Genomic DNA, 21,500 nt, shown 5'->3' with positions numbered 1-21,500 from the left:
TATCGCATCGCTGGGGGTATCTGGAAAATGGCGGAGAGGGTGGGATTCGAACCCACGGTACTATTGCTAGTACAACGGTTTTCGAGACCGCCCCGTTCGACCACTCCGGCACCTCTCCGCATGTGTGGTCTGGCGTTCGAGGCGCTGTTTAACGATCCTTAAGCCAGAATGCAAGAGGGAAAACGTATTTTCCGGGAACTCTTTTGTCGGCCGGGTCGGGCCGGTGTTCGGGATCAAAATTCTGCCATGCGCTTTTGCGGTGGCCAAAGCCCGGAAAAGGCATGCTTTGCGGTTGACTCTGACGGGGGAAAAAGGTATTTCACCCGTCTCTCGCAGCGGTTCGGTTTCAGTTAGCAGCGACACCGAAGCGCGCGTGTGCGTTTCCAGAATGATTTTTCAGGAACTATATCGATGTATGCAATCATCAAAACTGGCGGCAAACAGTATAAAGTTGCTGCCAACGACGTCATCAAAGTCGAAAAGATCGCTGCCCAGGCCGGTGAGACCGTGAAACTTGAAGAAGTTCTCATGGTTGCTGGCGACGGTGCGCCGAAGGTTGGTGCTCCGTTGGTCAAAGGTGCTTCTGTTACCGCAGAAGTTCTCGAGCAGACCAAGGGCGACAAGGTGATCGTTTTCAAGAAAAAGCGCCGGCATAATTACCGTCGTAAAAATGGTCATCGCCAGAACCTGACTGTTCTGCGCATCAAGGACATCAAGGCCTGATCGGCCGAGATGCAGTTTTAGGAGAGTTTCATGGCTCATAAGAAAGCTGGTGGTAGCTCCCGTAACGGTCGCGACTCCGAAGGTCGGCGCCTCGGCGTCAAGAAATTCGGCGGCCAGACGGTTGTTGCAGGTAACATTCTCGTTCGTCAGCGTGGCACCAAGTTCCATGCCGGCGATAATGTTGGCCTGGCCAAAGACCACACCCTGTTTGCGACGGCTGGCGGCAATGTCCAGTTCAAGTCGGGCTTCAAGGGTCGTACCTATGTATGTGTCGTTCCGGCCGAGGCGTAAGCCTCCCGTCGGCTGCGATCGTACGTAGCAAAGATTTCGAGGGAGGAATGAGCAATCATTCCTCCCTTGTTTTATGTGTTATATGAAAATTTCCCGTGCCGTCGATGCGAGGCGATCTGTTTCGAAATCGCGATCCGGCCGGGCGGAATGATTGACGGGCATCGCCCAAAGGACCGGTTATGAAGTTTCTCGACGAAGCAAAAATCCACGTACGCAGTGGCCGCGGCGGTGCCGGTGCGGTCAGCTTCCGGCGCGAAAAATTCATCGAATATGGCGGCCCGGACGGTGGCGATGGCGGTCGTGGCGGTGACGTGATTGTTGAAGCGGTCGAAAACCTCAACACCCTGATCGATTTCCGTTATCAGCAGCATTTCAAGGCCGAAATCGGCATGCATGGCATGGGGCGCAATCGTACCGGCCGGTCAGGCAACTCGATCACGATCAAGGTCCCGGTCGGAACGCAGATCCTGCAGGAAGACCGCGAAACCCTGATTGTCGATATGCTTGAACCGGGTCAGACCTTTGTTCTGTGCCGGGGCGGGGATGGTGGCCGGGGGAACACCCATTTCAAATCCTCGACCAACCAGGCACCGCGCCGCGCCGAAGAAGGCTGGCCGAACGAGGAAATGTCGGTCTGGCTGCGTCTGAAGCTGATTGCAGATGCCGGTCTGGTCGGCTTGCCCAATGCAGGCAAATCCACCTTCCTTGCCGCATCGTCAAGCGCACGTCCGAAAATCGCCGATTATCCCTTCACCACCCTGCATCCGCAGCTGGGTGTGGTCGAGATCGATGAGCATGAGTTTGTTCTGGCCGACATTCCCGGTCTGATCGAAGGCGCATCCGAGGGCAAGGGCATCGGCACCCGGTTCCTGGGGCATATCGAACGCTGCGAAGTTCTGCTGCATCTGATTGATTGCGCGGACGAAGACCCGGTCGGGACCTATCGTACGGTGCGTGAAGAGCTCGAAGGTTACGCCGATATCCTGATCGACAAACCCGAGGTGGTCGCACTGTCCAAGGCCGATCAGCTTCTGCCGGAAATGGTCGAGGAACAGCGTGAAATCCTTGAAAAGGGGATCGGCAAAAAGGTGTTCATCGTATCGGGGGCGACCCAGCAGGGGGTAAAGGAAGTCCATCGCGAATTGCGCCGCCACATCATCGGTGAGCGCGAGCGCCGCGCGATGGAAGGCCGCGAAGACGAGGGGTATCAACCGTGAGCCTTGCGGACGCAAAACGCCTGATCATCAAGGTCGGCTCGGCCCTTCTGGTCGATGAAAATACCGGCAAGCTTCGCCGTGCCTGGCTCGAAGCACTTGCCGATGACGTCGCACTTCTGCGCGAACGCGGGGTCGAGGTCATTGTTGTTTCAAGTGGTGCGATCGCCATGGGGCGACGTCTGCTGGGGCTTGATCACCGCACCATCAGCCTGGCCGACAAACAGGCCGCTGCCGCCACCGGCCAGATCAGCCTGTCGCAGGTCTGGCAGGAAGCATTGGGCCGCAATGGCTTGATCATGGCACAGGTTCTGGTGACGCTGGAGGATATGGAAAGCCGCCGCCGTTACCTCAATGCGCGCGGGACGCTCAATGCATTGTTGGCACGGGGTGCGGTGCCGCTGATCAATGAAAACGATACGGTCGCGACCGAAGAAATCCGTTTTGGCGATAATGATCGCCTTGGTGCCAAGGTCGCGCATATGATTTCGGCCGATACGCTGGTGTTGCTGTCCGATATCGACGGTCTTTATACCGCCGATCCGCGCAAGAACCCGGACGCGACCCTGATCCCGGTCGTACGCGAACTGACACCTGAAATCATGGACATGGCGGGTGCTGCCCCGACGATGTACAGCTCCGGCGGCATGGTGACCAAATTGCAGGCCGCCGAAATTGCGATGAAGGCCGGTTGCCGCATGATGATCGCGCGCGGCACCATTTATCATCCGCTAAAGGCACAGCTTGAAGGTGGGCCGCATACCCTGTTTCTGCCAAGTGAAAGCCCGCTTGCGGCACGTCGCCACTGGATCGCGACGTCGCTTTCGGCCCGTGGGGCTATCATCGTTGATGGTGGTGCGGCCAGGGCGCTGCGGGCAGGTAAAAACCTGCTGGCGGCCGGGATCGCCAATGTTGAAGGCAGCTTCAAGCATGGTGATGCGGTGCGCATCCTTGATGCGGATGGTGCCGAAATAGGGCGTGGCATCTCGTCCTACTCGGCCGAGGAAACCCGCATGATCAAGGGGCATTCTTCACAGGAAATCGAAACCGCATTGGGATATAGCCGTGGCAACGCGGTCATCCATTCCGATGATCTGGTGATCGCCGACCAATAGAGTTCGGTTGTGGGGTTTGTCTTGCTGGGGACGCAACCACAAAAAAAGGCTGCCATGAAAGACAGCCTTGATTTTTGCAGCAATGCTGAAGATCGTAGTGATCAGGCTTAGGCAGCCTGGTCAGCCAGGGCGCGTGCCATCTGGCTCAGCGCTTCCTGGTGTTTTTCGTGCTTGATGCTCGCAAAGTTGCGTGCAAGTTCAAGGCACATGCGCTGACGTGCATTAAGCTCGGTTGCCTGGTTGCCGTCGAGGCCTTCATAGAAGTAGCTGACAGGAACGCCCAGGACCTGGGAGATTTCGTAAAGGCGACCGGCAGAAATGCGGTTGATCCCACGCTCGTATTTGTGAGCCTGCTGGTAGGTAACACCGATCAGATCGGCCATCTGCTGCTGGGACAGGCCCAGCATGATGCGGCGCTCGCGAATACGCTGACCGACATATCGGTCCGTATCGGTTGCGCGGTTAGCGCGTTTCGGTTCTTCGTTTGAGGCAATCTCAGTCATTGCATATTTTTCCGTTATCAACCGCCAGTTATGGATTCCCACTCGGGACGCTGTCAGGCTTGTTAAATTTGCCTATCTGCCGCGATCATTTGGCACCCGTTTCAGAGCCTCAGAATTGGGGCAGATATCTGAACATTGGTCAGATATTGGTCTCAGAAATCCGCAAGAAGCTAGCTATATAGGTCAACTCGCCTGCCGTTGTCTAGTGCGTTAGGCGAAAAAAAGACATGGCTTTCTGAGCCATAGGGTGTGGAATGCCTTGCATAGCTGGCATGCAATTCCTGAATGACCGCAGGTTGCAAAAGGTTTTCCTGAGGTAAAAATTGGCCCAGAAGCTGCGCCCAAAATGCTGCACTGCCCCCGGGATCATGGGGTTCAAGCCATGCGCCACCGTTCTGCGTAATTTCCCGTACAGGTGAAACCAGCGCAGTGATATCCATCCCGATCCCGGCAGGGCCGTCTGTTCCACTACTTGCAGCGTCGGGCCTGCGGGCCGGGTGCAAGGGGATCGGCGTTATCGCTGTCATGTCATTTGCGGTTTTGTGCGTTCAACCGGGGGATTTAACTGGCCTTATGCAAGGGACTCCGTTCAAAGGGGCATGGACCCGGCAAAAGTTGCCGCCTTGCGACAGGTGCCGGGCAGTGAAAAATGGTTAATGAAAAATTTATGCAGGAATGATGCCGTTACATATGCGGTCAAAAACAAAAAAAAGCCCCGGAAAATCCGGAGCTTTCTGTGTGATGCTTTGAAATGAACGGGTTTGGGGCCGTTTACTTGCCCGACTTGGTGTTCACCAGACTGTTAAGCTGCGCCTGCATGGCTTCAAGCTGGCTTTTCAGGTCATCAAGCGACGGTTCATTTTTTGCCGGGGTGCCGGTTGGCGATGAGCCGGTTTTGCCGTTCGCCTTGTCATTTTCTTCCTGAAGGAAGGGCGAAAACATTTTCATGGTCTGTTCGAACAGCGCCATGTTCTGTTTGTTCATTTCCTCGAACTGGCCGAACGGGAAAATGCCCTGCATCGTGCCCTGCATATATTCGCGCATCTGTTCCTGATTATGCGCAAAGGACCGCATCGCCTGTTCGAGATAGCCTGGCAACAGACCCTGCAGGCTGTCGCCATAGAATCCGATCAATTGACGCAGGAAGCTGATCGGCAGCAGGTTCTGCCCCTTGTTTTCTTCCTCGACAATAATCTGTGTCAGGACCGGACGGGTAATATCCTCGCCGGTTTTGGCGTCATAAACGACGAAATCGGTATTGTCCTTGACCATCTGCGACAGGTGGTCAAGCGTCACATATGAACTGGTCGCAGTGTTATAAAGGCGGCGGTTCGCGTATTTCTTGATAACAACGCGATCCTGATCATCTGATTTTTTCGTGGTCATGACGTTATTCCCTGCTTCCCTGTTTCCCGGACGTTTGGCTTGGGCAGTGCGGTATGAAATACCTTGTTTGCGTTTGCACAAATTACAATGTTGCGCAGCATTTTGAATTTTGCGTCTGCTCAAGCTCCCCCAAGAGTGCCGTGTAAATTCCAATGTGTCCAGTGTTCAACGCGATGTGCGCTGCGAAAAACAACCTCTGATCCCGATTGTTGCCGCGCAGCAATGGAATTCGTTTTCGCGAACCCACGAACCTCCTATAGTGTTAATCAGTCGCAAGATGCGTTTCATCTGCGTGATCTGAACCAGAATCAGGGGAAGCAACCGTGTCCGGAACAGGGGCGAAAAAGGATCAGGATCCCGACGATCTGCCCGATGCCGATCTTGATGATCATTTGGATAATCTGGCCCGCCAATTCATGGCGCTTTGGCGCGAACAGGTCGCTGGCACGGCCGACGGTGCCGACGCGGCGAGCGCCATCGGGCGGCTTTATGCGTCATTGGGGGCGGATACATCACGGATCGGCGAGGGGTTCGAAGCCTGGGGCAAGCTGATCGGGCAACTGGCAACCGGGCAGAAACCCGGTGCTTTTCCCAGTGCTTTTCCCGGCGCTGTTCCGGGCGGCTTCCCTGGAATGATGCCCGGAATGACACCCGAAACGATCCCGGAAATGATGAAGGGCACGCCGATGGACCCGGCAGCCAATCCCATGGCCGCCATGTTCAGTCAGATGTCAAGCATGGCGATGCCCGGGTTTCCTCCCGGTTCGCCTTTCCCGCCGAATATGGCTGGCATTGCAGGCATGACCGGTGCGGATAAACCGGCCGAGGCAGACCAGAACGCAGAAGCCGGCAAGAAGACCAAAACCGCTAGGAACACGACCGGAAAAAGCAAAACCAGAACGGGGCAGGGTAACGATGAGCGCGCAAAACCGGAACCGGACAAACCCGCCCAAACGGGCAAGCAATCGTCGGGCCTGGCCAAGGCCGCTGGCGATGCATCTGGCAGTCGAGATGACGAGCTGGTTGAGCTCGCGCGCCGCATTGCCGATCTTCAGGAAACAATATCTGCCCTGGAGGCCGGAACTGCAGGATCGGGCGAAGACCCTGCTGACGGAGATGGAAAAACATCATCCTGACGATATCGCCCAGGCTCTTGATCGCGTCGCTTTTGCCAGCCAGTCGGCCTTTCATGACGGTGTGCGCGCTTATCAGAAACACGGCTATAAACGCGGGGCCGATGATGCGCCGGTGATCTGGCAGGATGGCGCAACCCGCATTCTGGATTACAGCACGGTCGAAGGCGCCAAAGCCAGAAGCCCGCTTGGCATTGTCGTGCTGGTGCCGTCGCTTGTTAATCGCGGCTATATCCTTGATCTGAACAAAAAACGAAGCTTCGCGCGGTTTCTGGCCAAGGCCGGCTATCGCCCGCTTCTGGTCGATTGGGGCTATCCCGGTGAAGAAGAGGTCAATTACGGCCTTGATGATTATATCGCCGGGCGTCTGGTCACCGCCCTTCAGGACCTCGCCGACATGAATGGCGAACCGGTGCCGATGATCGGCTATTGCATGGGCGGGGTGCTGGCACTGGCCGCAACCTTGCTGGACCCGGCACAGGTTTCGCGCCTTGTTCTTTTGGCCACCCCGTGGGATTTCATGGCGGCCGGCCCGACGCAGGGGCGTATTGCGGCGGCCTTTGCGCCGTCCTTGCCCCATATGCTGTCGATCCATGACAGTCTGCCGGTCGATGTGCTGCAAAGCCTGTTTGCCAGCCTCGATCCTTTCATGATCGGTGAAAAGTTCCGCCGCTTTGCATCCATCCCCGCCAATTCGGCCAAGGCCGATGATTTTGTCGCACTTGAAGACTGGCTCAATGACGGTGTGCCGCTAACCCGCCGGGTGGCGATTGATTGTCTGATCGGCTGGTATGTTGAAAACAAGCCGGCCAAGGGTGAATGGCAGATCGACGGCATTGATATCAACCCGGCCGATATCAGTTGCCCGACACTTGCCGTCATCCCGGAAAATGACCGGATCGTCCCGCCCGAAAGCGCGCAGGCCCTGTTTGCATCCTTACCCGACGATGTGCGTACGGAACTGCACCCATCGGCCGGTCATATCGGCATGATGGTCGGATCGCGCGCCGAAAAATCAACATGGGGACCGGTGCTCGACTGGCTGGCGGAAACGAAATAATCAGGAGCCGGTTTCGGGTGCCGCCAACGGTTTGGTTTGCCAACGCAGGGTCAGACGGGCGAGGGCAGCGATAATCAGCAATGTCAAAATCACCCGCCCGACCAGAACCACCCAGATATCCGCACCAAGGGCCAGCATGATCGCCGTATCCTCGATCAGGGAATGCGACAGCGACAGCCACGAAAGCGATAGGAAAAGGGTACGCGGCGGGAAGTTCTTTTTACGCGCCTCGTCAATGATCAGCGCCCCGCCGTAGGTCAGGCCCAGCAACACACCAATGGTCGTGACCGGTGCGACCTCGCGTGACAGGCCCGAAACCCGCAGGATCGGCATCATGCCGCGCGTGATGCGCTCGGTAATGCCTGTTTTTTCAAGGATATCAAGCAGCACCAGCAATCCGACGATCACGCCAAAGGTCACAACAAGCGATTTGATTGTCTGGATGGTCCAGTCGATCCAGCCATCAAGGCCGGTGGCGGCCACAACCGTTTCACCACCTGCCATCCATGAAAAATCAACCGGTTCGGAAAGCCAGCCGGTGGTGTTGCTGATCCATGTGACCAGTGCGGCGTAAAACACCGCCGCGCCAAGCCGAAGGGCCGTGGTCGCCATCAGGCTTGCCCCGGCCCGTTTGACAATCGCCTGTTCGACCGGAAGCCCATGCGCAAAAAGCATCATCGCACAAAGCGCGCTTAGCTGGGCGGCTGTCATATCAAGATGGGCGGATAACCCGATAAAGGCACCCACCGCACCATACATGCTGACCAGCGCACATGTCGCCCAGATCAGACCGGCTTCGGGCGGCAACCCGATCAGGCTCATGACAGGTGACAGCAGGTCGGAGGCAAAGGCAACCGCGCCGAATTCATCGGCGATGCGCACAACAATCATCACCGGCAACATGACCTTGATCAGGGTGATGAACAAACGCTGGCTGCGGTTTAACAAATTCAGGAAATAGCGATACATGGGGCGCGAGGTTCCGGACTTCTTGGGTGGTACGAGGGGCATATGTGGGGCAGTCTTTTAACGATGCGCATCCTCGCATAACCATCGTATTATTACGCAGCGAAATCACGTGCTTTTATGCAATAATACAGCGTAATTTTATCACGTTGCGCTTCGGAGTTGCAGATATTGGCCGACCTTGACCGTATCGATACCAAAATACTTGCGATATTGCAGGAAAACGCGGATATCGCGAATGCAACCCTTGCCGGTCATGTTGGCCTGTCGCCCTCGGCCTGTTTGCGCCGTGTCGCCAAACTGCGCGAGGCGGGCGTCATTCGCAAAACCGTGGCTGTGATTGCCCCGGCAATGGTCGGGCGGCCGTTAACCGCAGTGATCAATCTGGAATTTCACCGTCACGGAAACCGTTATCGGCAGGACTTCATCAAAAAAGTCCGCGACCTTGATGCGGTTCGCCAATGTTATCTTGTCACCGGAGAGGTGACCGGTGTGCTGGTTCTTTATATGCGCGACATGGCGGAATATACCGCACTTTGTGAAACCCTGTTTGATGCCGATGACAATATCGTCTGGTATCGCACCTATATCGCGACAGAAGTATTAAAGGATGAAATCGGGGTTGCGTTATAGCTTTTTCGGGCAAACTATGAAGAAACGGGTTCGTTACAGACTTTCGCAACCGGGACGCACGCAAAAGATGAGCCGGATGCTTCTGTTTCGCGGAAACAAAACTGTCCGAAAGTGGTGCGTATCAATGCTTGGCTTTTTGTTGCGTCGCGATAAGATCGTAAAAGGATTGCTGGGTGGACCAAACGGGATCGCCCCGAATCCAGGGAAAAACGTATTCAGGATATAATCGGAGGGTTTCATGACAGACGTCGTAATAGTGGGTGCCGCACGCACACCAATCGGCGCGTTTAGCGGTTCGCTGGCCAATACCCCGGCACACGAGCTTGGCGCTGTTGCCATCAAGGCGGCTCTGGAACGTTCCGGTGTCGAGGCGGATGCCGTAAACGAGGTTATTTTCGGTCAGGTCCTGACCGGCGGAGCCGGACAGAATCCGGCACGGCAGGCGGCCATTGCCGCAGGTGTTCCCGATAGTGCCACCGCTTTTGTTATCAATCAGGTTTGTGGTTCGGGCCTGCGTACTGTTGCGCTTGCCGCCCAGCAGATCATGGCGGGGGACGCCAAAATTGTTGTCGCCGGTGGACAGGAAAACATGTCCATGTCGCCGCATGTTGCCAATCTGCGTGCTGGCCACAAGATGGGTGATGTCAAATTCATCGACAGCATGATCAAGGATGGTCTGTGGTGCGCTTTCAACGGTTATCACATGGGCAACACCGCGGAAAACATCGCCAATAAATGGCAGATCACCCGCGAAGAACAGGATGCCTTTGCCACGGCGTCGCAAAACAAGGCCGAAGCCGCCCAGAAATCCGGCCGCTTCAATGATGAAATCGCCCCGGTCACCCTTTCCTCGCGCAAGGGCGATGTAGTCTTCGATGCCGATGAATATCCGCGTCATGGTGCCAGCCTCGAAGGTATGGCGAAACTCCGCCCGGCCTTTGATAAGGAAGGCACGGTAACCGCCGGGAACGCGTCGGGCATCAATGACGGTGCTGCTGCCCTGATCGTGATGTCCGACGACGAAGCCGCCAAACGCGGCCTGACCCCGCTTGCCACGATCAAAAGCTGGGCCACTGCCGGGGTCGATCCGGCTGTTATGGGTTCCGGCCCGATCCCGGCATCGCGCAAGGCACTTGAAAAAGCCGGTTGGTCGGTTGGTGATCTTGACCTGATCGAAGCCAACGAAGCCTTCGCCGCACAGGCGATTGCGGTTAACCGTGATATGGGCTGGGATACCGACAAGGTTAACGTTAATGGCGGGGCGATTGCCCTTGGCCATCCGATTGGCGCATCGGGCGCACGCGTCTTTACCACCCTGCTTTACGAAATGCAGAAACGCGATGCCAAAAAAGGTCTCGCGACATTGTGCATTGGCGGCGGCATGGGGGTCGCACTGTGCGTCGAACGCTGATCGCTTCGAACCATCTGATTGGATGAAACGTGCAGGGCGGCCTCCTTTGGGGGGCTGCCCTGTTTGCTTATCCCTTGGGCGCAGATGAAATTCGACCAAAGTTCACGCATTTTACGTGACATGGATCATAGATGGGAAATAAAGTTACGTTTATAATTAGTTTTGTGGATTAAAATTTCGCATGTCGTAGAAGGGCAAACTACGGGATACCGATACATGAATTCGATGACTGAAGTTTAGGGAGGCGACCATGACAAAAACGGCACTGGTAACCGGTGGCACGCGCGGAATTGGCAAGGCGATCAGCCTGGCGCTTAAGGAAGCGGGCCATGCGGTTGTTGCAAACTATGCAGGCAATGATGACGCCGCACGCGCCTTCACCGAGGAAACCGGCATTGCGACCTTCAAATGGAGTGTTGCCGATGCCGATGCCTGCGCAGATGGCATACGACAGGTGGAATCCGAAGTCGGGCCGGTTGATATTCTGGTCAATAACGCAGGCATTACGCGGGACGGCTTCATGCACAAGATGTCTGTTGAAAGCTGGCATTCGGTGATCGAAACGAATTTAAGCTCGCTGTTCTATATGACCAAGCCGGTGCTTGAGGGCATGCGCGAACGCGGGTTCGGGCGGGTCGTCAATATCTCGTCGATCAATGGTCAGGCCGGTCAGCTCGGCCAGACCAACTATTCCGCCGCCAAGGCCGGGGTGCATGGCTTTACCAAGGCATTGGCACAGGAAGTCGCGCGCAAGGGTGTGACGGTCAACACCATCGCGCCGGGTTACATCAATACCGACATGGTTGCCGCCGTTCCTGAAAAGGTTCTGGAAGGCATCATCGCCAAAATCCCGGTTGGCCGTCTGGGCGAGGCCGAGGAAATCGCACAGGCGGTGCTGTTCCTGTGCGGCCCGAATTCCGGCTTCATCACCGGTTCGTGCCTGTCGCTCAATGGCGGGCAGCATATGTTCTGATCGCAGTTGTTTGCGTTCAAACTCATCAAAACACCCCGCAGGATTGCTGCGGGGTGTTTTGGCTTCTGAAAGATGCTTTTCGAATGATCAACAAACAGAAATGGTGATATCGGCCGGGATGCTGTTTTGCGCAACCGTTCGGGCATTGGGTATATCGTTGCCAGAAGCTTTAACGCGCGCCGATTGCGGATCATGTCCGTGGTTTAACCAGCGTTCGATTAGTCGCTGTTCGAGAATATCTTTCGGCACCTCAAGAAACACCGTCAGGTCGAACAGGCTTGCCAACTGGTTCCACGGCGACTGGTTGAGCAACAGATAATTACCCTCGACCAGCACAATACGATGGCTTTGTGAAACGCATCGGGCCGAGCCGCGTGACAGTTCCAGATGGCGGTCAAATACCGGGACATAAACATCGTCATCATCGGCGCGGATAGCCTCAAGGGTGCGTTTGAATCCGCCGGTATCGAAGGTTTCCGGTGCCCCTTTGCGCGGCAGCAAGCCGCGCGCGGAAAGAATGGCATCATCGAAATGATAGCCATCCATCGGCACGACAACAGCCCCGGCTTCATCACCCCCCAGATGGCGATGAAGCCGTTCGGACAAGGTTGACTTGCCCGAGGCTGGTGCCCCGGCGATCGCGACAAGGAGGCGTCGATCACCAATCTGTCTGTCCCTGATCATCGCGGTCAGGGTGTCGATATCCGGCGTCATGAATTCAGGCTGCCGCAGATATTTCGGGTGGTTCCTTGGCACCGGTCATGAAGGCGACCGCATCGGACATGCTGTAATCATCGGGATTGATGGTACATAGTCGTTTACCCAAACGATGGACATGGATGCGATCCGCCACCTCGAACACATGGGGCATATTGTGCGAAATCAGCACAATCGGCATGCCGCGCGATTTGACATCTTCAATCAGCTCCAGCACCCGGCGGGACTCTTTGACGCCCAGTGCCGCGGTCGGTTCATCCATGATCACCACACGCGATCCGAAGGCCGCCGCGCGGGCAACTGCAACCCCCTGACGCTGCCCGCCCGAAAGTGTCTCGACCGCCTGATTGATATTCTGGATGGTCATCAGGCCAAGCTCGGTAAGCTTTTCACGCGCAATCCGTTGCATGCCCTTATGGTCCAGTGCGCCGAAATATTTGCCCATAAAACCGGACTTGCGCAGCTCGCGCCCCATGAACATGTTATCCGCAATCGAAAGGGCCGGCGAAAGCGCAAGGTTTTGATAAACCGTTTCTATTCCGGCCTCGCGGGCTTCCATCGGGGAAGAAAAATGCACCGGCCTGCCATCAAGCTCGATGGTGCCTTCATCCACCGTGATCGCCCCTGAAAGGGCTTTGATCAGCGATGATTTCCCCGCACCGTTATCACCGATCACAGCAAGAACCTCACCGGGATAAAGGTCGAAATCCGCGTGATCAAGGGCGGTCACACGGCCATAGCGTTTAACGATACCGCGTGCAGTCAGGACAGGTTTTTTATCCGTGCTCATGACGATACCTTTCTGATCCACTGGTCGATTGCAACGGCAATAATCGTCAGCCAGCCGATTGCAAACACCTGCCAAAGAACATCAACCCCGACAAGCCGAAGCCCCGAATTGAACACGCCAACGATCAGCGCCCCGATCAACGGACCAATGATCGACCCGCGCCCGCCAAACAGCGAAATGCCGCCGATCACAACCGCGGTAATCGATTGCAAATTGGCTTCCTGAAAACTTTGCGGCGAAACCGAACCCACCCGTCCGATGGATGCCCATGCGCCAATCGCGCAGACAAGTCCGGCAAGGCCATAAACCGTGATCAGGGTGCGGTTGGTGCGAATGCCTGAAAGCTCGGCGGCTTCCTTGTCATCGCCAATCGCATAAACATGCCGACCCCAGCTGGTATGGTTCAGGATGTACCAAAGCACGGCAAAAATCAGCAGCATCAGGACCGAGCCATAGGTGATCCGCGCCCCGCCAATGGCGATGCTTTCGCCAAAGAATTTCAGAAGTGGTGCTATTTCATCCAATGTCTGGCTGCGGATCGATTGCGCGCCCGAAAGCCACAGGTTCAGCGCAAAGAAAATATTCCACGTGCCCAGTGTCACGATGAATGGCGGCAATTTGATCCGGGTCACCAGAAACCCGTTCAGCATCCCGGCCAGAATACCGCCGACAAACCCGATCAGGATGGCAAGCGGGGCGGGAACGCCAAGCGTAATCGCAAGCTGCCCCATAATGACCGACATCAAAACCATGATCGCACCGACCGAAAGATCAATTCCGGCAGTCAGGATCACAAGGCTCTGGGCGGCAGCCAGAATGCCGATGATCGAAACCTGCTGCACAATCAGCGACAGGTTGAACGGCGAAAAGAATTTCGATCCCGCCAGTGCACCAAAGATGATGATCGAAATGACAAGGACGATCACCGGTACCATCGTCGGATTGCCATGCAGGAAATGTTGCGTGGCATCCAGAAAGTTCCGGTTTTTGTGTTCGAACTGCGCAACCGCCTTGTCACTGGCGTCAAGCGTCTGTTCGTATTCCTGCTTTTTGCGAGATGTGCGAGCAGTTTCGCTCATCGCTTCCTCCCGGCTTGGTCGTGAACAATGGGTGCGTAAAGTCATGCACAGCAGTTCAGCAATCGGTCCCGCCCGCTCTGATGACGGGCTTGGGACACAGACCAAGTGTAACCTTTTTGTGGGACAAGAGGGCGGCGTTTATGACCGCCCTCCTCGAATATCAATCGCGTTGCCCGGGCTTAGCCCCAGCAGCGTTTCATGCCTTCATCGATACCAATCGACGGAACGCCTTCTGCCGGATCGCCGGTCACAAGGTTAACCCCGGTATCATAGAAGTTAAGCCCTTCGGTATTGGCCGGTTTTTCACCGCTTTCGGCCCAGGCCTTGATCGCCTCGATCCCCTTGGATGCCATATCCAGCGGATATTGCTGCGAGGTTGCACCAATCACGCCATCCATGACGTTGGCAACACCCGGGCAACCGCCATCGACCGACACAATCAGAACGCCGTCTTCCATACCAAACGATTTCAGCGCCTCATAGGCACCGGCAGCAGCCGGTTCGTTGATGGTATAAACGACATTGATTTCGGAATCCCGCTGCAACAGGTTTTCCATCGCCTTGCGGCCGCCTTCCTCGTTGCCATTGGTGATGTCATGGCCAACGATGCGGGGATCGTCTTCGTCGCCGATCTTGTTCGGATCCTTGATGTCGATCCCGAACCCTTTCATGAAGCCCTGATCGCGCAGAACATCAACCGATGGTGCGCTTGGCGTCAGGTCAAGAAACGCGATTTTCGCATCCGCGGCCTTATCGCCGAGCTTGGCGGCGGCCCACTGGCCGATCAATTCGCCTGCCTTGAAGTTATCGGTGGCAAAGGTCGCATCGGCGGCGTCAATCGGCTCAAGCGGAGTATCAAGTGCAATCACCAGCAGCCCGGCATCGCGCGCCTTTTTGACCACCGGCACAATCGCCTTGGTGTCTGACGCGGTCAGAAGGATGCCCTCCGCCCCCGATGCAATGCAGGATTCAATCGCCTGCACCTGGGTTTCATGATCACCATCGATCTTGCCGGCAAAGGTCGACAGCTCGACCCCATGATGCAGCGAGGCGGCAGTCGCCCCTTCCTTCATCTTCACGAAGAACGGGTTGATGTCGGTTTTGGTGATAAGGCAGGCACCGATTTCATCGGCTTTGGCCCCGTGGGGTGCAGCCGCAAGGCCAAGTGCAAGCGCGCCAAGGGTGGCGCCAAGAAGAGTCTTTTTCATCTGTTTCCTCCCAGGAATAACCTGATGTTCGGCCGTTTTGGCCGGATTTGTTCATTTTGCGACAGGTAGAACGTATCGTTACGCACGTCTTTTGTGCCTGTCTGTTGCCTACGACACACCAAATGCTTGAAGCTGTCAATTAATAAATCCGATTGATTTATTAATTAATCCTGTCACTCTTAAACCCATTCGGGCAAGAAAGAACCCGAGTGGGAGGATTAAAATGACAGCTTCACTGTATACCAACCCGGATATTGCCGGGGATGAAGGGCAGGGTGCACGTCCGCTTCATCCGGGCGGCGGGGCGAACCAGTTGCGCGTGCGCGCCTATAATGAACGGCTGGTCCTGTCGCTGGTGCGTCGCAATATCGGATTGTCCAAGGCCGATATCGCCCGTCTTTCCGGGCTGTCCGCTCAAACCGTTTCCGTGATCATGCGCGCCCTGGAAAAGGATGGCCTGCTTAAACGCGGTGATCCGGTGCGCGGCAAGGTCGGCAAACCATCGATCCCGATGGCGCTTGATCCCGATGGTGTTTTTTCCTTCGGACTTAAAATCGGGCGACGCAGTGCCGAACTGATCCTGATGGATTTTGTCGGCACGGTGCGCGCCAGCCTGAACGAAGCCTATAAATATCCGACCCCGGACGGCATGCGCAAATTCGTCCGTACATCTGTCGAACAATTGTCGCGCCGCCTGTCGCCTGCCCAACGTCAGCGTATCGCCGGGATCGGCATTGCCGCCCCGTTCGAATTATGGAACTGGGTCGAGGAAGTCGGCGCCCCGCCCGAAGATATGAGCGCCTGGCGCGAAGTTGATCTGATCGACACCATCGGCGAAATCGTGCCGTTCCCCGTGTTTCAGCAGAACGATGCCACGGCGGCCTGCGGGGCTGAGCTGGTCTTTGGTGCCGGGCCGAATTATTCCGACTTTGCCTATTTCTTTATCGGTTCGTTCATTGGCGGTGGCGTGGTGCTCAATCAGGCGCTTTATGCCGGTAAAACCGGCAATGCCGGGGCCTTTGGCTCCATGCCTGTCCCCTCGCGATCCGGCCATCCCAGCCAGCTGATCGATCAGGCATCCATCTTCGTGCTCGAAGAAATGCTGACCCGCGAAGGGCGCGATCCCGCCCAATTATGGAAGAACCCCGATTACTGGCATCAGCTTGGCCCGACCCTTGATCTCTGGATCGATCACACTGCGCGCGGCCTGGCGATTGCCATTACCTCGGTCTGCTCGGTAATTGATTTCGAAGCCGTGATTGTCGATGGCGGCTTCCCCGCCGATGTCTGTGCCAAAATCGTCGATGCCACGCGCAAGGCCACCCTCAGGCTCGACCTGCAGGGCATCGCTCCCCCCCATATCGAACAGGGGGCAGTCGGCAGTGCCGCACGTGCCATCGGAGCCGCCAGCCTGCCGCTGTTTTCGCGCTACCTTCTCGATCAAAACGTCCTGTTCAAACAGATGGCCTGATCGGGGATGGATCGTCAGAACCGATCCTTTCGCCCCCGAATTTCGGCAAAAACCTCGGTCGGACTTGCGCCTTCCATACCAAGATCGCGTGCAACCGATGCATGATCGGCGCGCAGGAACGGGTTGGTTGCCAGTTCCTTGTCCATGCGTGATGGAATGGTCGGGATGCCGCGTGCCCGCAGATCATCAATTTCCGCACAGCGCGCCTTAAGCGCCACATTGCCGGTTTCAATCGTTGCGGCAAACCGGGCATTGGACTGGGTATATTCATGCCCGCAATACACCAGCGTCTCGCCCGGAAGGTTGCGAAATTTTTGTAGGGATTGCCACATCTGATCGGGCGTTCCTTCAAACAACCGCCCGCAACCCAACGCAAATAAACTGTCACCCGAAAACAGGGCAGATACCGCCGGGAAATAAAACGCGATATGCCCGCCGGTATGGCCCGGGACGTCAAACACCTGCCCGGCAAGGGCACCGATCATCACCTCATCCCCCTCGGCGACCTTCTGATCCATACCGGGAATGCGCATGGTTTCGGCCTTGGGGCCAATCAGTTTCGCGCCATATCCGGTGATCAGTTCCGCATTGCCGCCGATATGGTCGTTGTGGTGATGGGTATTGATCACAAGATCAAGCGTCCAGCCGCGATCTTCAAGGGCGCTGATAACCGGGCCTGCCTCGCCCGGATCGACAATCGCGGTCGTACCAGTTTCATGGCACCGCACAAGATAGGTATAATTATCGGAAAGACACGGAATGACAAAGACATCGCCTGCGGACATGGCCGACCTCACATATGTAAATGAAGTTTGCGGTAGCCTATCAGGTTGCAGCTTCTTGAAACAATCACGCATCGCGGAAAGTTTTTGCGCTTCTATGGGAACATGCAGGTGTAAATAAGTTCCCGCCCGTATCACTCGATGCTAGGCTGCTTTTCATGCGTCAGGATGTTGTTGATCTTCACCGTTTTTATGCCGGAAGCCTCGGACAGGCTGCCCGTCGTCTGATCCGCCGCCGCTTGCGCGTCATGTGGTCGGACGTGCGCGGGATGCGTGTGCTTGGTTTCGGCTATGCCACGCCCTATCTGCGCCCCTTCATGGGCGAGGCGGAACGCGTTCTGGCTTTCATGCCCGCCCCGCAGGGCTGTGTGCACTGGCCGGTTGGCGAGGATAATCACGTTGCCCTGACCGAAGAAACCATGCTGCCGCTGCCCGACAGTTCGATGGATCGTATCCTGCTGGTGCATCTGGTCGAACATTCCGATTCCATGCGCCGCCTGATGCGCGAATGCTGGCGGGTATTAACCCCCAATGGCCGGATCGTGGTGGTCACACCCAACCGAAGCTCGCTTTGGAGCTGGTCGGAAAATACGCCTTTTGGCTTTGGCCATCCTTATAGCGTGTCACAGCTTCAAAACCTGATGCGTGAAAACATGTTTCTGCCCGTGCAGCACAGCAGAGCACTTTTCCTTCCCCCGACCCAAAGCCGGTTCTTGCTGCGCTGGTCGCAGGCCTTCGAAAATGTCGGGTCGCGTTTGTTCAAGGCCTTTGCAGGGGTTTCCATCGTCGAAGCCGGCAAACAGCTATATGCCAGTACCGGCACCCCGGCGCGCAAACGCCGGCTGGTGCATATTCCGGTATCGGTCCCGCCCTTGCGTCCGGCCGATGGCAACCAAAGCCATCAGGGCAAGCTTCTGACCTGCGATGAAATCCCCGATATCCCCGCCGATAATCCCTCGCGGAAATCAGATTGCTGTCCTGCCGGGGATTGACCTTTGCTGTTGCAATCGCGAAATGTCAAACTTGGCACTCGCAGGAAAGACGCAACAGGGCCTGGCACCATCGTGGTGCAGGGAAAAACAAGAAAATAGACAATGCATAACGGGATTGGGAAAAGGGGAACGTGGCTTTGGGCCGCGTTCATATCACTGTTATCGTGCGGGGCCTCGGCGCAGGAGCCGATACAGGTCGAACTTTTCGGCGAGGAAAACAACGTCCCCTATGCCTATCTCGAAGATGGCATACAGCCCGCCGGGATTTATGTGCGCATTCTGCGCGAGGCATTTTCCAAACTACCCGATTACAACGTGACTTTTGCCGCCATGCCGTTCAAACGGGGCATGGATATGCTTCAATCCGGGCAGATCATCGGCTATTTCCCGCCCTATCGTCGTGGTGATCGCGACTGGATCGAACGGTATTCCGTGCCGATCCTGCAGGAAACCGTGGTTGCGATTTGCAACGATGAATATGTCCGTAGCCACACGCCCGATCATTTCCCGCAGGATCTCAAAGGCGCGAAATTTGCCAATAATGCCGGATATCGGCTGGCGGGGCCTGCCTTTTTCACCATGGTGGAGCAGGGCGATATCCAGCTTGAAGAAGCCAACACGACAGCAAGTAATCTGCGACTTCTGATGGCCGGGCGGGTCGATTGCTATGTCAATGAACGCATGGCCATCCTTGCGGGCTTACGGGAACTTGACATAACCCCCGAAATCGCCCGGAAGTTTAACGAAGTTGCGATTATCGCGCGCGAATTCGGCTATGTCGCATTCGGCCCCGACCCCGATGGCCAATGGCCCTATCGCGACAGATTTGCCGACGATCTTGACCGTATTCTGGGCGAGATGAAAGAAAACGGCGAAATCGACCGGCTGGTAACGGACTATTTCGCCTACTAGGCTTCCTATTCCGGTTTATCCATTGTCTTAATTCCCGCTATGAAAAAAAAGACCGCCGGTTTCCCGGCGGCCTTTGATTTTTGACGATATCCCGAACGTTTAATGTTCGATATCGCGCCAGATTTTGCGTTTCACCGCATACAGCATCGCGGTCAGAACGATCAGGAACAGGATAACTTTCAGGCCCATGGATTTGCGGGCCTCAAGTTCCGGCTGTGCCGTCCAGTTCAGGAACGCGACAACATCGCGCGCATGCTGTTCCACCGTCATTGGTGTGCCATCGGTATATTCAACGGCCTCGTCATAAAGCGGCGGTGCCATTGAAATCTGATGACCCGGGAAATAGTGATTGTACGATTTTCCTTCAGACAGATCGAACCCTTCGGGGGCCTCGTCCTCATAGCCGGTCAGCAAACCGAAAACATAATCCGGGCCTGCCACGCGGGCTTTGGTCATCAGCGACAGATCTGGCGGAATTGCCCCGCCGTTTGACGCCGCCGCAGCCTGTTCATTGGCAAAGGGCGACGGGAAATAATCGGACGGCTTGCCCGGACGGCTGAACATGTCGCCATCGTCGTTCGGGCCGTCTTCTATTTCATAGTCCGCGGCAATTGCCTTGATCTGGTCTTCGTTGAAACCGATACCCTGAAGGTTACGGAACGCAATGAAGCGAAGACTGTGACAGCTTGCGCAGACGTCCTTGTAAACCTGGAAGCCACGCTGCAACTGCGCACGGTCATAAGTCCCGAACAACCCATTCCAGCTCCAGTCCTGCGACGGCGGGACCGGTGCGTCACCGGCGGCTTTTGCGCCCGTGCCGGCAAGGGCAGTCAGGGCAAACGCGGCTGCCATGGCGGTAAGTGCAAATTTACGCATTTGCCCTCTCCTTGAGAACGGATTCGCTGATACTCGCCGGAAGCGGTTTGGGCCGTTCCAGTTTGCCCACAAGCGGCATAACCACAAGGAAATGCACGAAGTAGTACAGCGTTGAAAGCTGGCCCATGACGATGACCTTAAGGCCCTCGATCCCCATGAAGTAATCATCGGGTGCCTTCGCCCCGCAATAGCCGAGCACGAAAGTGTCGATGACAAACAGCCAGAAGAACCATTTGTAAACCGGACGGAATTTCGAGCTGCGAACCTTCGAGGTATCAAGCCACGGAATAACGAACAGGATCACGATTGACGCAAACATCGCCAGCACGCCCAGCAGCTTTGCCGGAATGCCGAAGATCGTGAAATCGATCGACCGCAGGATCGCGTAGAACGGCAGGAAGTACCATTCCGGCACGATATGCGGCGGGGTTACCAGCGGATTGGCCGGGATATAGTTATCCGGGTGACCAAGGAAATCCGGGGCAAAGAACACAAACGCACTAAAGAAGATCAGGAACACGCCCAGACCGAACAGGTCCTTGATCGTATAGTACGGATGGAACGGAATGCTGTCCTGCGGGGTCTTGATTTCAACCCCGGTCGGGTTGTTCGACCGCACCGAATGCAATGCCCAGACATGCAGGACGACAAGGCCCAGAATGACGAACGGCATCAGATAATGCAGCGAGAAGAACCGGTTCAGCGTCGGGTTATCGACCGAGAAACCGCCCCACAGCCAGGTTACCAGCGGATCGCCGATGATCGGGAAGGCCGAGAACAGGTTGGTAATAACCGTCGCCCCCCAGAAGGACATCTGCCCCCACGGCAGGACATAGCCCATGAAGGCGGTCGCCATCATCGCCAGCAGGATCAGGATACCGATCCACCACAGCATTTCACGCGGGGCTTTATACGACCCGTAATACAGGCCACGGAAAATATGGATAAACACGGCAATGAAGAACATCGACGCGCCGTTCATATGGATATAGCGAATAAGCCAGCCATAATTCACATCGCGCATGATGCGTTCGACCGAGTCAAACGCCATGCTCGTATGCGGCGTATAGTTCATCACCAGGAAAATCCCGGAGAGGATCATCGTCACCAGAACAAAACCGGCCAGCGAACCGAAGTTCCACATATAGGACAGGTTTTTCGGGGTCGGATATTCATATGCGGAATGGTGCAGCATGGAAATGATCGGAAGACGATCATCGACCCATTTCACCACTTTGTTATTCCAGACGGGTGCACTCATCATA

22 protein-coding genes and 1 tRNA gene are annotated in these 21,500 nt (G+C 56.1%); 12 read left to right on the top strand and 11 right to left on the bottom strand.

The features are described 5' to 3' along the window. Positions 1-28: 28 nt before the first annotated feature. Positions 29-118: transfer RNA gene (locus LG297_RS17010), tRNA-Ser, on the bottom strand. A 293-nt stretch (positions 119-411) separates the two neighbouring features. Between LG297_RS17010 and rplU the strand changes: the two genes are divergently transcribed. From rplU to proB, 4 genes are all read left to right on the top strand, one after another. Beyond that, positions 412-723, top strand: coding sequence for a 50S ribosomal protein L21 (rplU, locus tag LG297_RS17005; protein ID WP_404422340.1), 312 nt, complete (start codon positions 412-414; stop codon positions 721-723). A gap of 30 nt (positions 724-753) precedes the next feature. Further along, the gene (gene rpmA / locus LG297_RS17000) at positions 754-1,014 is read left to right on the top strand and encodes a 50S ribosomal protein L27 (RefSeq protein WP_007090141.1); all 261 of its coding nucleotides are present in this window, start codon (positions 754-756) and stop codon (positions 1,012-1,014) included. A gap of 179 nt (positions 1,015-1,193) precedes the next feature. Next, positions 1,194-2,231: a GTPase ObgE gene (gene obgE / locus LG297_RS16995; protein ID WP_404422338.1), complete on the top strand. Its 1,038-nt coding sequence runs from the start codon at positions 1,194-1,196 to the stop codon at positions 2,229-2,231. Continuing rightward, the gene (gene proB, locus LG297_RS16990) at positions 2,228-3,343 is read left to right on the top strand and encodes a glutamate 5-kinase (RefSeq protein ID WP_404422336.1); all 1,116 of its coding nucleotides are present in this window, start codon (positions 2,228-2,230) and stop codon (positions 3,341-3,343) included. The genes obgE and proB overlap by 4 nt, the downstream gene beginning before the upstream one ends. 107 nt (positions 3,344-3,450) lie before the next feature. Here the strand turns inward: proB and LG297_RS16985 are convergent, their stop codons facing one another. Both LG297_RS16985 and phaR read right to left on the bottom strand, forming a co-directional pair. Then, positions 3,451-3,846, bottom strand: coding sequence for a helix-turn-helix domain-containing protein (locus LG297_RS16985; protein ID WP_404422334.1), 396 nt, complete (start codon positions 3,844-3,846; stop codon positions 3,451-3,453). Positions 3,847-4,617: 771 nt separating this feature from the next. Then, entirely contained in the window at positions 4,618-5,232 is a 615-nt protein-coding gene (phaR, locus tag LG297_RS16980) for a polyhydroxyalkanoate synthesis repressor PhaR (RefSeq protein WP_404422333.1), read from the bottom strand. A 323-nt stretch (positions 5,233-5,555) separates the two neighbouring features. On the opposite strand from phaR, the gene LG297_RS16975 reads away from it, so the two are divergent. Continuing rightward, entirely contained in the window at positions 5,556-6,368 is an 813-nt protein-coding gene (locus LG297_RS16975; RefSeq protein WP_404422331.1) for a hypothetical protein, read from the top strand. Next, a complete protein-coding gene (locus tag LG297_RS16970) occupies positions 6,349-7,425 on the top strand; it encodes an alpha/beta fold hydrolase (protein WP_404422329.1) in 1,077 nt (358 codons plus the stop codon). Before LG297_RS16975 ends, LG297_RS16970 begins: the two co-directional genes overlap by 20 nt. Here the strand turns inward: LG297_RS16970 and LG297_RS16965 are convergent, their stop codons facing one another. Further along, positions 7,426-8,394, bottom strand: a complete 969-nt coding sequence (locus tag LG297_RS16965; RefSeq protein WP_404422327.1) for a nucleoside recognition domain-containing protein — start codon at positions 8,392-8,394, stop codon at positions 7,426-7,428. Between the two features lie 168 nt (positions 8,395-8,562). Between LG297_RS16965 and LG297_RS16960 the strand changes: the two genes are divergently transcribed. The 3 genes from LG297_RS16960 to phbB all read left to right on the top strand — a co-directional run bounded on the left by LG297_RS16960 (position 8,563) and on the right by phbB (position 11,408). Next, positions 8,563-9,024: an Lrp/AsnC family transcriptional regulator gene (locus tag LG297_RS16960; protein ID WP_404422325.1), complete on the top strand. Its 462-nt coding sequence runs from the start codon at positions 8,563-8,565 to the stop codon at positions 9,022-9,024. Between the two features lie 238 nt (positions 9,025-9,262). After that, complete coding sequence (locus tag LG297_RS16955) at positions 9,263-10,435, top strand: acetyl-CoA C-acetyltransferase (RefSeq protein WP_404422323.1); 1,173 nt, start codon at positions 9,263-9,265, stop codon at positions 10,433-10,435. A gap of 250 nt (positions 10,436-10,685) precedes the next feature. Next, positions 10,686-11,408, top strand: coding sequence for an acetoacetyl-CoA reductase (gene phbB / locus LG297_RS16950; protein ID WP_404422321.1), 723 nt, complete (start codon positions 10,686-10,688; stop codon positions 11,406-11,408). An 87-nt stretch (positions 11,409-11,495) separates the two neighbouring features. Here the strand turns inward: phbB and LG297_RS16945 are convergent, their stop codons facing one another. The 4 genes from LG297_RS16945 to LG297_RS16930 form a co-directional block, all read right to left on the bottom strand. Continuing rightward, positions 11,496-12,122 carry a nucleoside triphosphate hydrolase gene (locus LG297_RS16945; protein ID WP_404422319.1) on the bottom strand — a complete coding sequence of 209 codons (627 nt, stop codon included), beginning with the start codon at positions 12,120-12,122 and terminating at the stop codon, positions 11,496-11,498. Positions 12,123-12,126: 4 nt separating this feature from the next. Continuing rightward, complete coding sequence (locus LG297_RS16940; RefSeq protein WP_404422317.1) at positions 12,127-12,915, bottom strand: ATP-binding cassette domain-containing protein; 789 nt, start codon at positions 12,913-12,915, stop codon at positions 12,127-12,129. Then, entirely contained in the window at positions 12,912-13,994 is a 1,083-nt protein-coding gene (locus tag LG297_RS16935) for an ABC transporter permease (protein ID WP_404422315.1), read from the bottom strand. The genes LG297_RS16940 and LG297_RS16935 overlap by 4 nt, the downstream gene beginning before the upstream one ends. A gap of 179 nt (positions 13,995-14,173) precedes the next feature. Then, positions 14,174-15,202 carry a sugar ABC transporter substrate-binding protein gene (locus tag LG297_RS16930; RefSeq protein ID WP_404422313.1) on the bottom strand — a complete coding sequence of 343 codons (1,029 nt, stop codon included), beginning with the start codon at positions 15,200-15,202 and terminating at the stop codon, positions 14,174-14,176. A gap of 223 nt (positions 15,203-15,425) precedes the next feature. On the opposite strand from LG297_RS16930, the gene LG297_RS16925 reads away from it, so the two are divergent. Then, on the top strand, positions 15,426-16,673 hold the full coding sequence (locus LG297_RS16925; protein WP_404422311.1) for an ROK family transcriptional regulator: 1,248 nt from the start codon (positions 15,426-15,428) through the stop codon (positions 16,671-16,673). 14 nt (positions 16,674-16,687) lie between these two features. On the opposite strand, the gene gloB is transcribed toward LG297_RS16925, so the two are convergent. Continuing rightward, the gene (gene gloB, locus LG297_RS16920) at positions 16,688-17,458 is read right to left on the bottom strand and encodes a hydroxyacylglutathione hydrolase (RefSeq protein ID WP_404422309.1); all 771 of its coding nucleotides are present in this window, start codon (positions 17,456-17,458) and stop codon (positions 16,688-16,690) included. Positions 17,459-17,613: 155 nt separating this feature from the next. Between gloB and LG297_RS16915 the strand changes: the two genes are divergently transcribed. Further along, the gene (locus LG297_RS16915; RefSeq protein ID WP_404422307.1) at positions 17,614-18,447 is read left to right on the top strand and encodes a methyltransferase domain-containing protein; all 834 of its coding nucleotides are present in this window, start codon (positions 17,614-17,616) and stop codon (positions 18,445-18,447) included. A 102-nt stretch (positions 18,448-18,549) separates the two neighbouring features. After that, positions 18,550-19,359, top strand: coding sequence for a substrate-binding periplasmic protein (locus LG297_RS16910; protein WP_404422305.1), 810 nt, complete (start codon positions 18,550-18,552; stop codon positions 19,357-19,359). Between the two features lie 99 nt (positions 19,360-19,458). Here LG297_RS16910 and LG297_RS16905 read toward each other — a convergent pair whose 3' ends face one another. Both LG297_RS16905 and LG297_RS16900 read right to left on the bottom strand, forming a co-directional pair. After that, positions 19,459-20,235, bottom strand: a complete 777-nt coding sequence (locus tag LG297_RS16905) for a cytochrome c1 (protein WP_404422303.1) — start codon at positions 20,233-20,235, stop codon at positions 19,459-19,461. Further along, positions 20,228-21,499 carry a cytochrome bc complex cytochrome b subunit gene (locus LG297_RS16900; protein WP_404422301.1) on the bottom strand — a complete coding sequence of 424 codons (1,272 nt, stop codon included), beginning with the start codon at positions 21,497-21,499 and terminating at the stop codon, positions 20,228-20,230. Before LG297_RS16900 ends, LG297_RS16905 begins: the two co-directional genes overlap by 8 nt. Between the last annotated feature and the right edge of the window lies 1 nt (position 21,500).

The sequence above is a fragment of the Thalassospira australica genome (assembly GCF_044790785.1).
Lineage (GTDB): Bacteria > Pseudomonadota > Alphaproteobacteria > Rhodospirillales > Thalassospiraceae > Thalassospira > Thalassospira australica_A.
The sequence above is the reverse complement of the archived record's forward strand: the minus strand, read 5'-3'. Positions and strand labels throughout refer to the sequence as shown.

Excerpts from the sequence above, each read along its gene's own strand:
- rplU (WP_404422340.1), top strand. The coding sequence starts at position 412 with ATGTATGCAATCATCAAAACTGGCGGCAAACAGTATAAAGTTGCTGCC.
- rpmA (WP_007090141.1), top strand. The coding sequence starts at position 754 with ATGGCTCATAAGAAAGCTGGTGGTAGCTCCCGTAACGGTCGCGACTCC.
- obgE (WP_404422338.1), top strand. The coding sequence starts at position 1,194 with ATGAAGTTTCTCGACGAAGCAAAAATCCACGTACGCAGTGGCCGCGGC.
- LG297_RS16985 (WP_404422334.1), bottom strand. The coding sequence starts at position 3,846 with ATGACTGAGATTGCCTCAAACGAAGAACCGAAACGCGCTAACCGCGCA.
- phaR (WP_404422333.1), bottom strand. The coding sequence starts at position 5,232 with ATGACCACGAAAAAATCAGATGATCAGGATCGCGTTGTTATCAAGAAA.
- LG297_RS16970 (WP_404422329.1), top strand. The coding sequence starts at position 6,349 with ATGGAAAAACATCATCCTGACGATATCGCCCAGGCTCTTGATCGCGTC.
- LG297_RS16965 (WP_404422327.1), bottom strand. The coding sequence starts at position 8,394 with ATGTATCGCTATTTCCTGAATTTGTTAAACCGCAGCCAGCGTTTGTTC.
- LG297_RS16955 (WP_404422323.1), top strand. The coding sequence starts at position 9,263 with ATGACAGACGTCGTAATAGTGGGTGCCGCACGCACACCAATCGGCGCG.
- phbB (WP_404422321.1), top strand. The coding sequence starts at position 10,686 with ATGACAAAAACGGCACTGGTAACCGGTGGCACGCGCGGAATTGGCAAG.
- LG297_RS16945 (WP_404422319.1), bottom strand. The coding sequence starts at position 12,122 with ATGACGCCGGATATCGACACCCTGACCGCGATGATCAGGGACAGACAG.
- LG297_RS16940 (WP_404422317.1), bottom strand. The coding sequence starts at position 12,915 with ATGAGCACGGATAAAAAACCTGTCCTGACTGCACGCGGTATCGTTAAA.
- LG297_RS16935 (WP_404422315.1), bottom strand. The coding sequence starts at position 13,994 with ATGAGCGAAACTGCTCGCACATCTCGCAAAAAGCAGGAATACGAACAG.
- LG297_RS16930 (WP_404422313.1), bottom strand. The coding sequence starts at position 15,202 with ATGAAAAAGACTCTTCTTGGCGCCACCCTTGGCGCGCTTGCACTTGGC.
- LG297_RS16925 (WP_404422311.1), top strand. The coding sequence starts at position 15,426 with ATGACAGCTTCACTGTATACCAACCCGGATATTGCCGGGGATGAAGGG.
- gloB (WP_404422309.1), bottom strand. The coding sequence starts at position 17,458 with ATGTCCGCAGGCGATGTCTTTGTCATTCCGTGTCTTTCCGATAATTAT.
- LG297_RS16915 (WP_404422307.1), top strand. The coding sequence starts at position 17,614 with ATGCGTCAGGATGTTGTTGATCTTCACCGTTTTTATGCCGGAAGCCTC.
- LG297_RS16910 (WP_404422305.1), top strand. The coding sequence starts at position 18,550 with ATGCATAACGGGATTGGGAAAAGGGGAACGTGGCTTTGGGCCGCGTTC.
- LG297_RS16905 (WP_404422303.1), bottom strand. The coding sequence starts at position 20,235 with ATGCGTAAATTTGCACTTACCGCCATGGCAGCCGCGTTTGCCCTGACT.
- LG297_RS16900 (WP_404422301.1), bottom strand. The coding sequence starts at position 21,499 with ATGATGAGTGCACCCGTCTGGAATAACAAAGTGGTGAAATGGGTCGAT.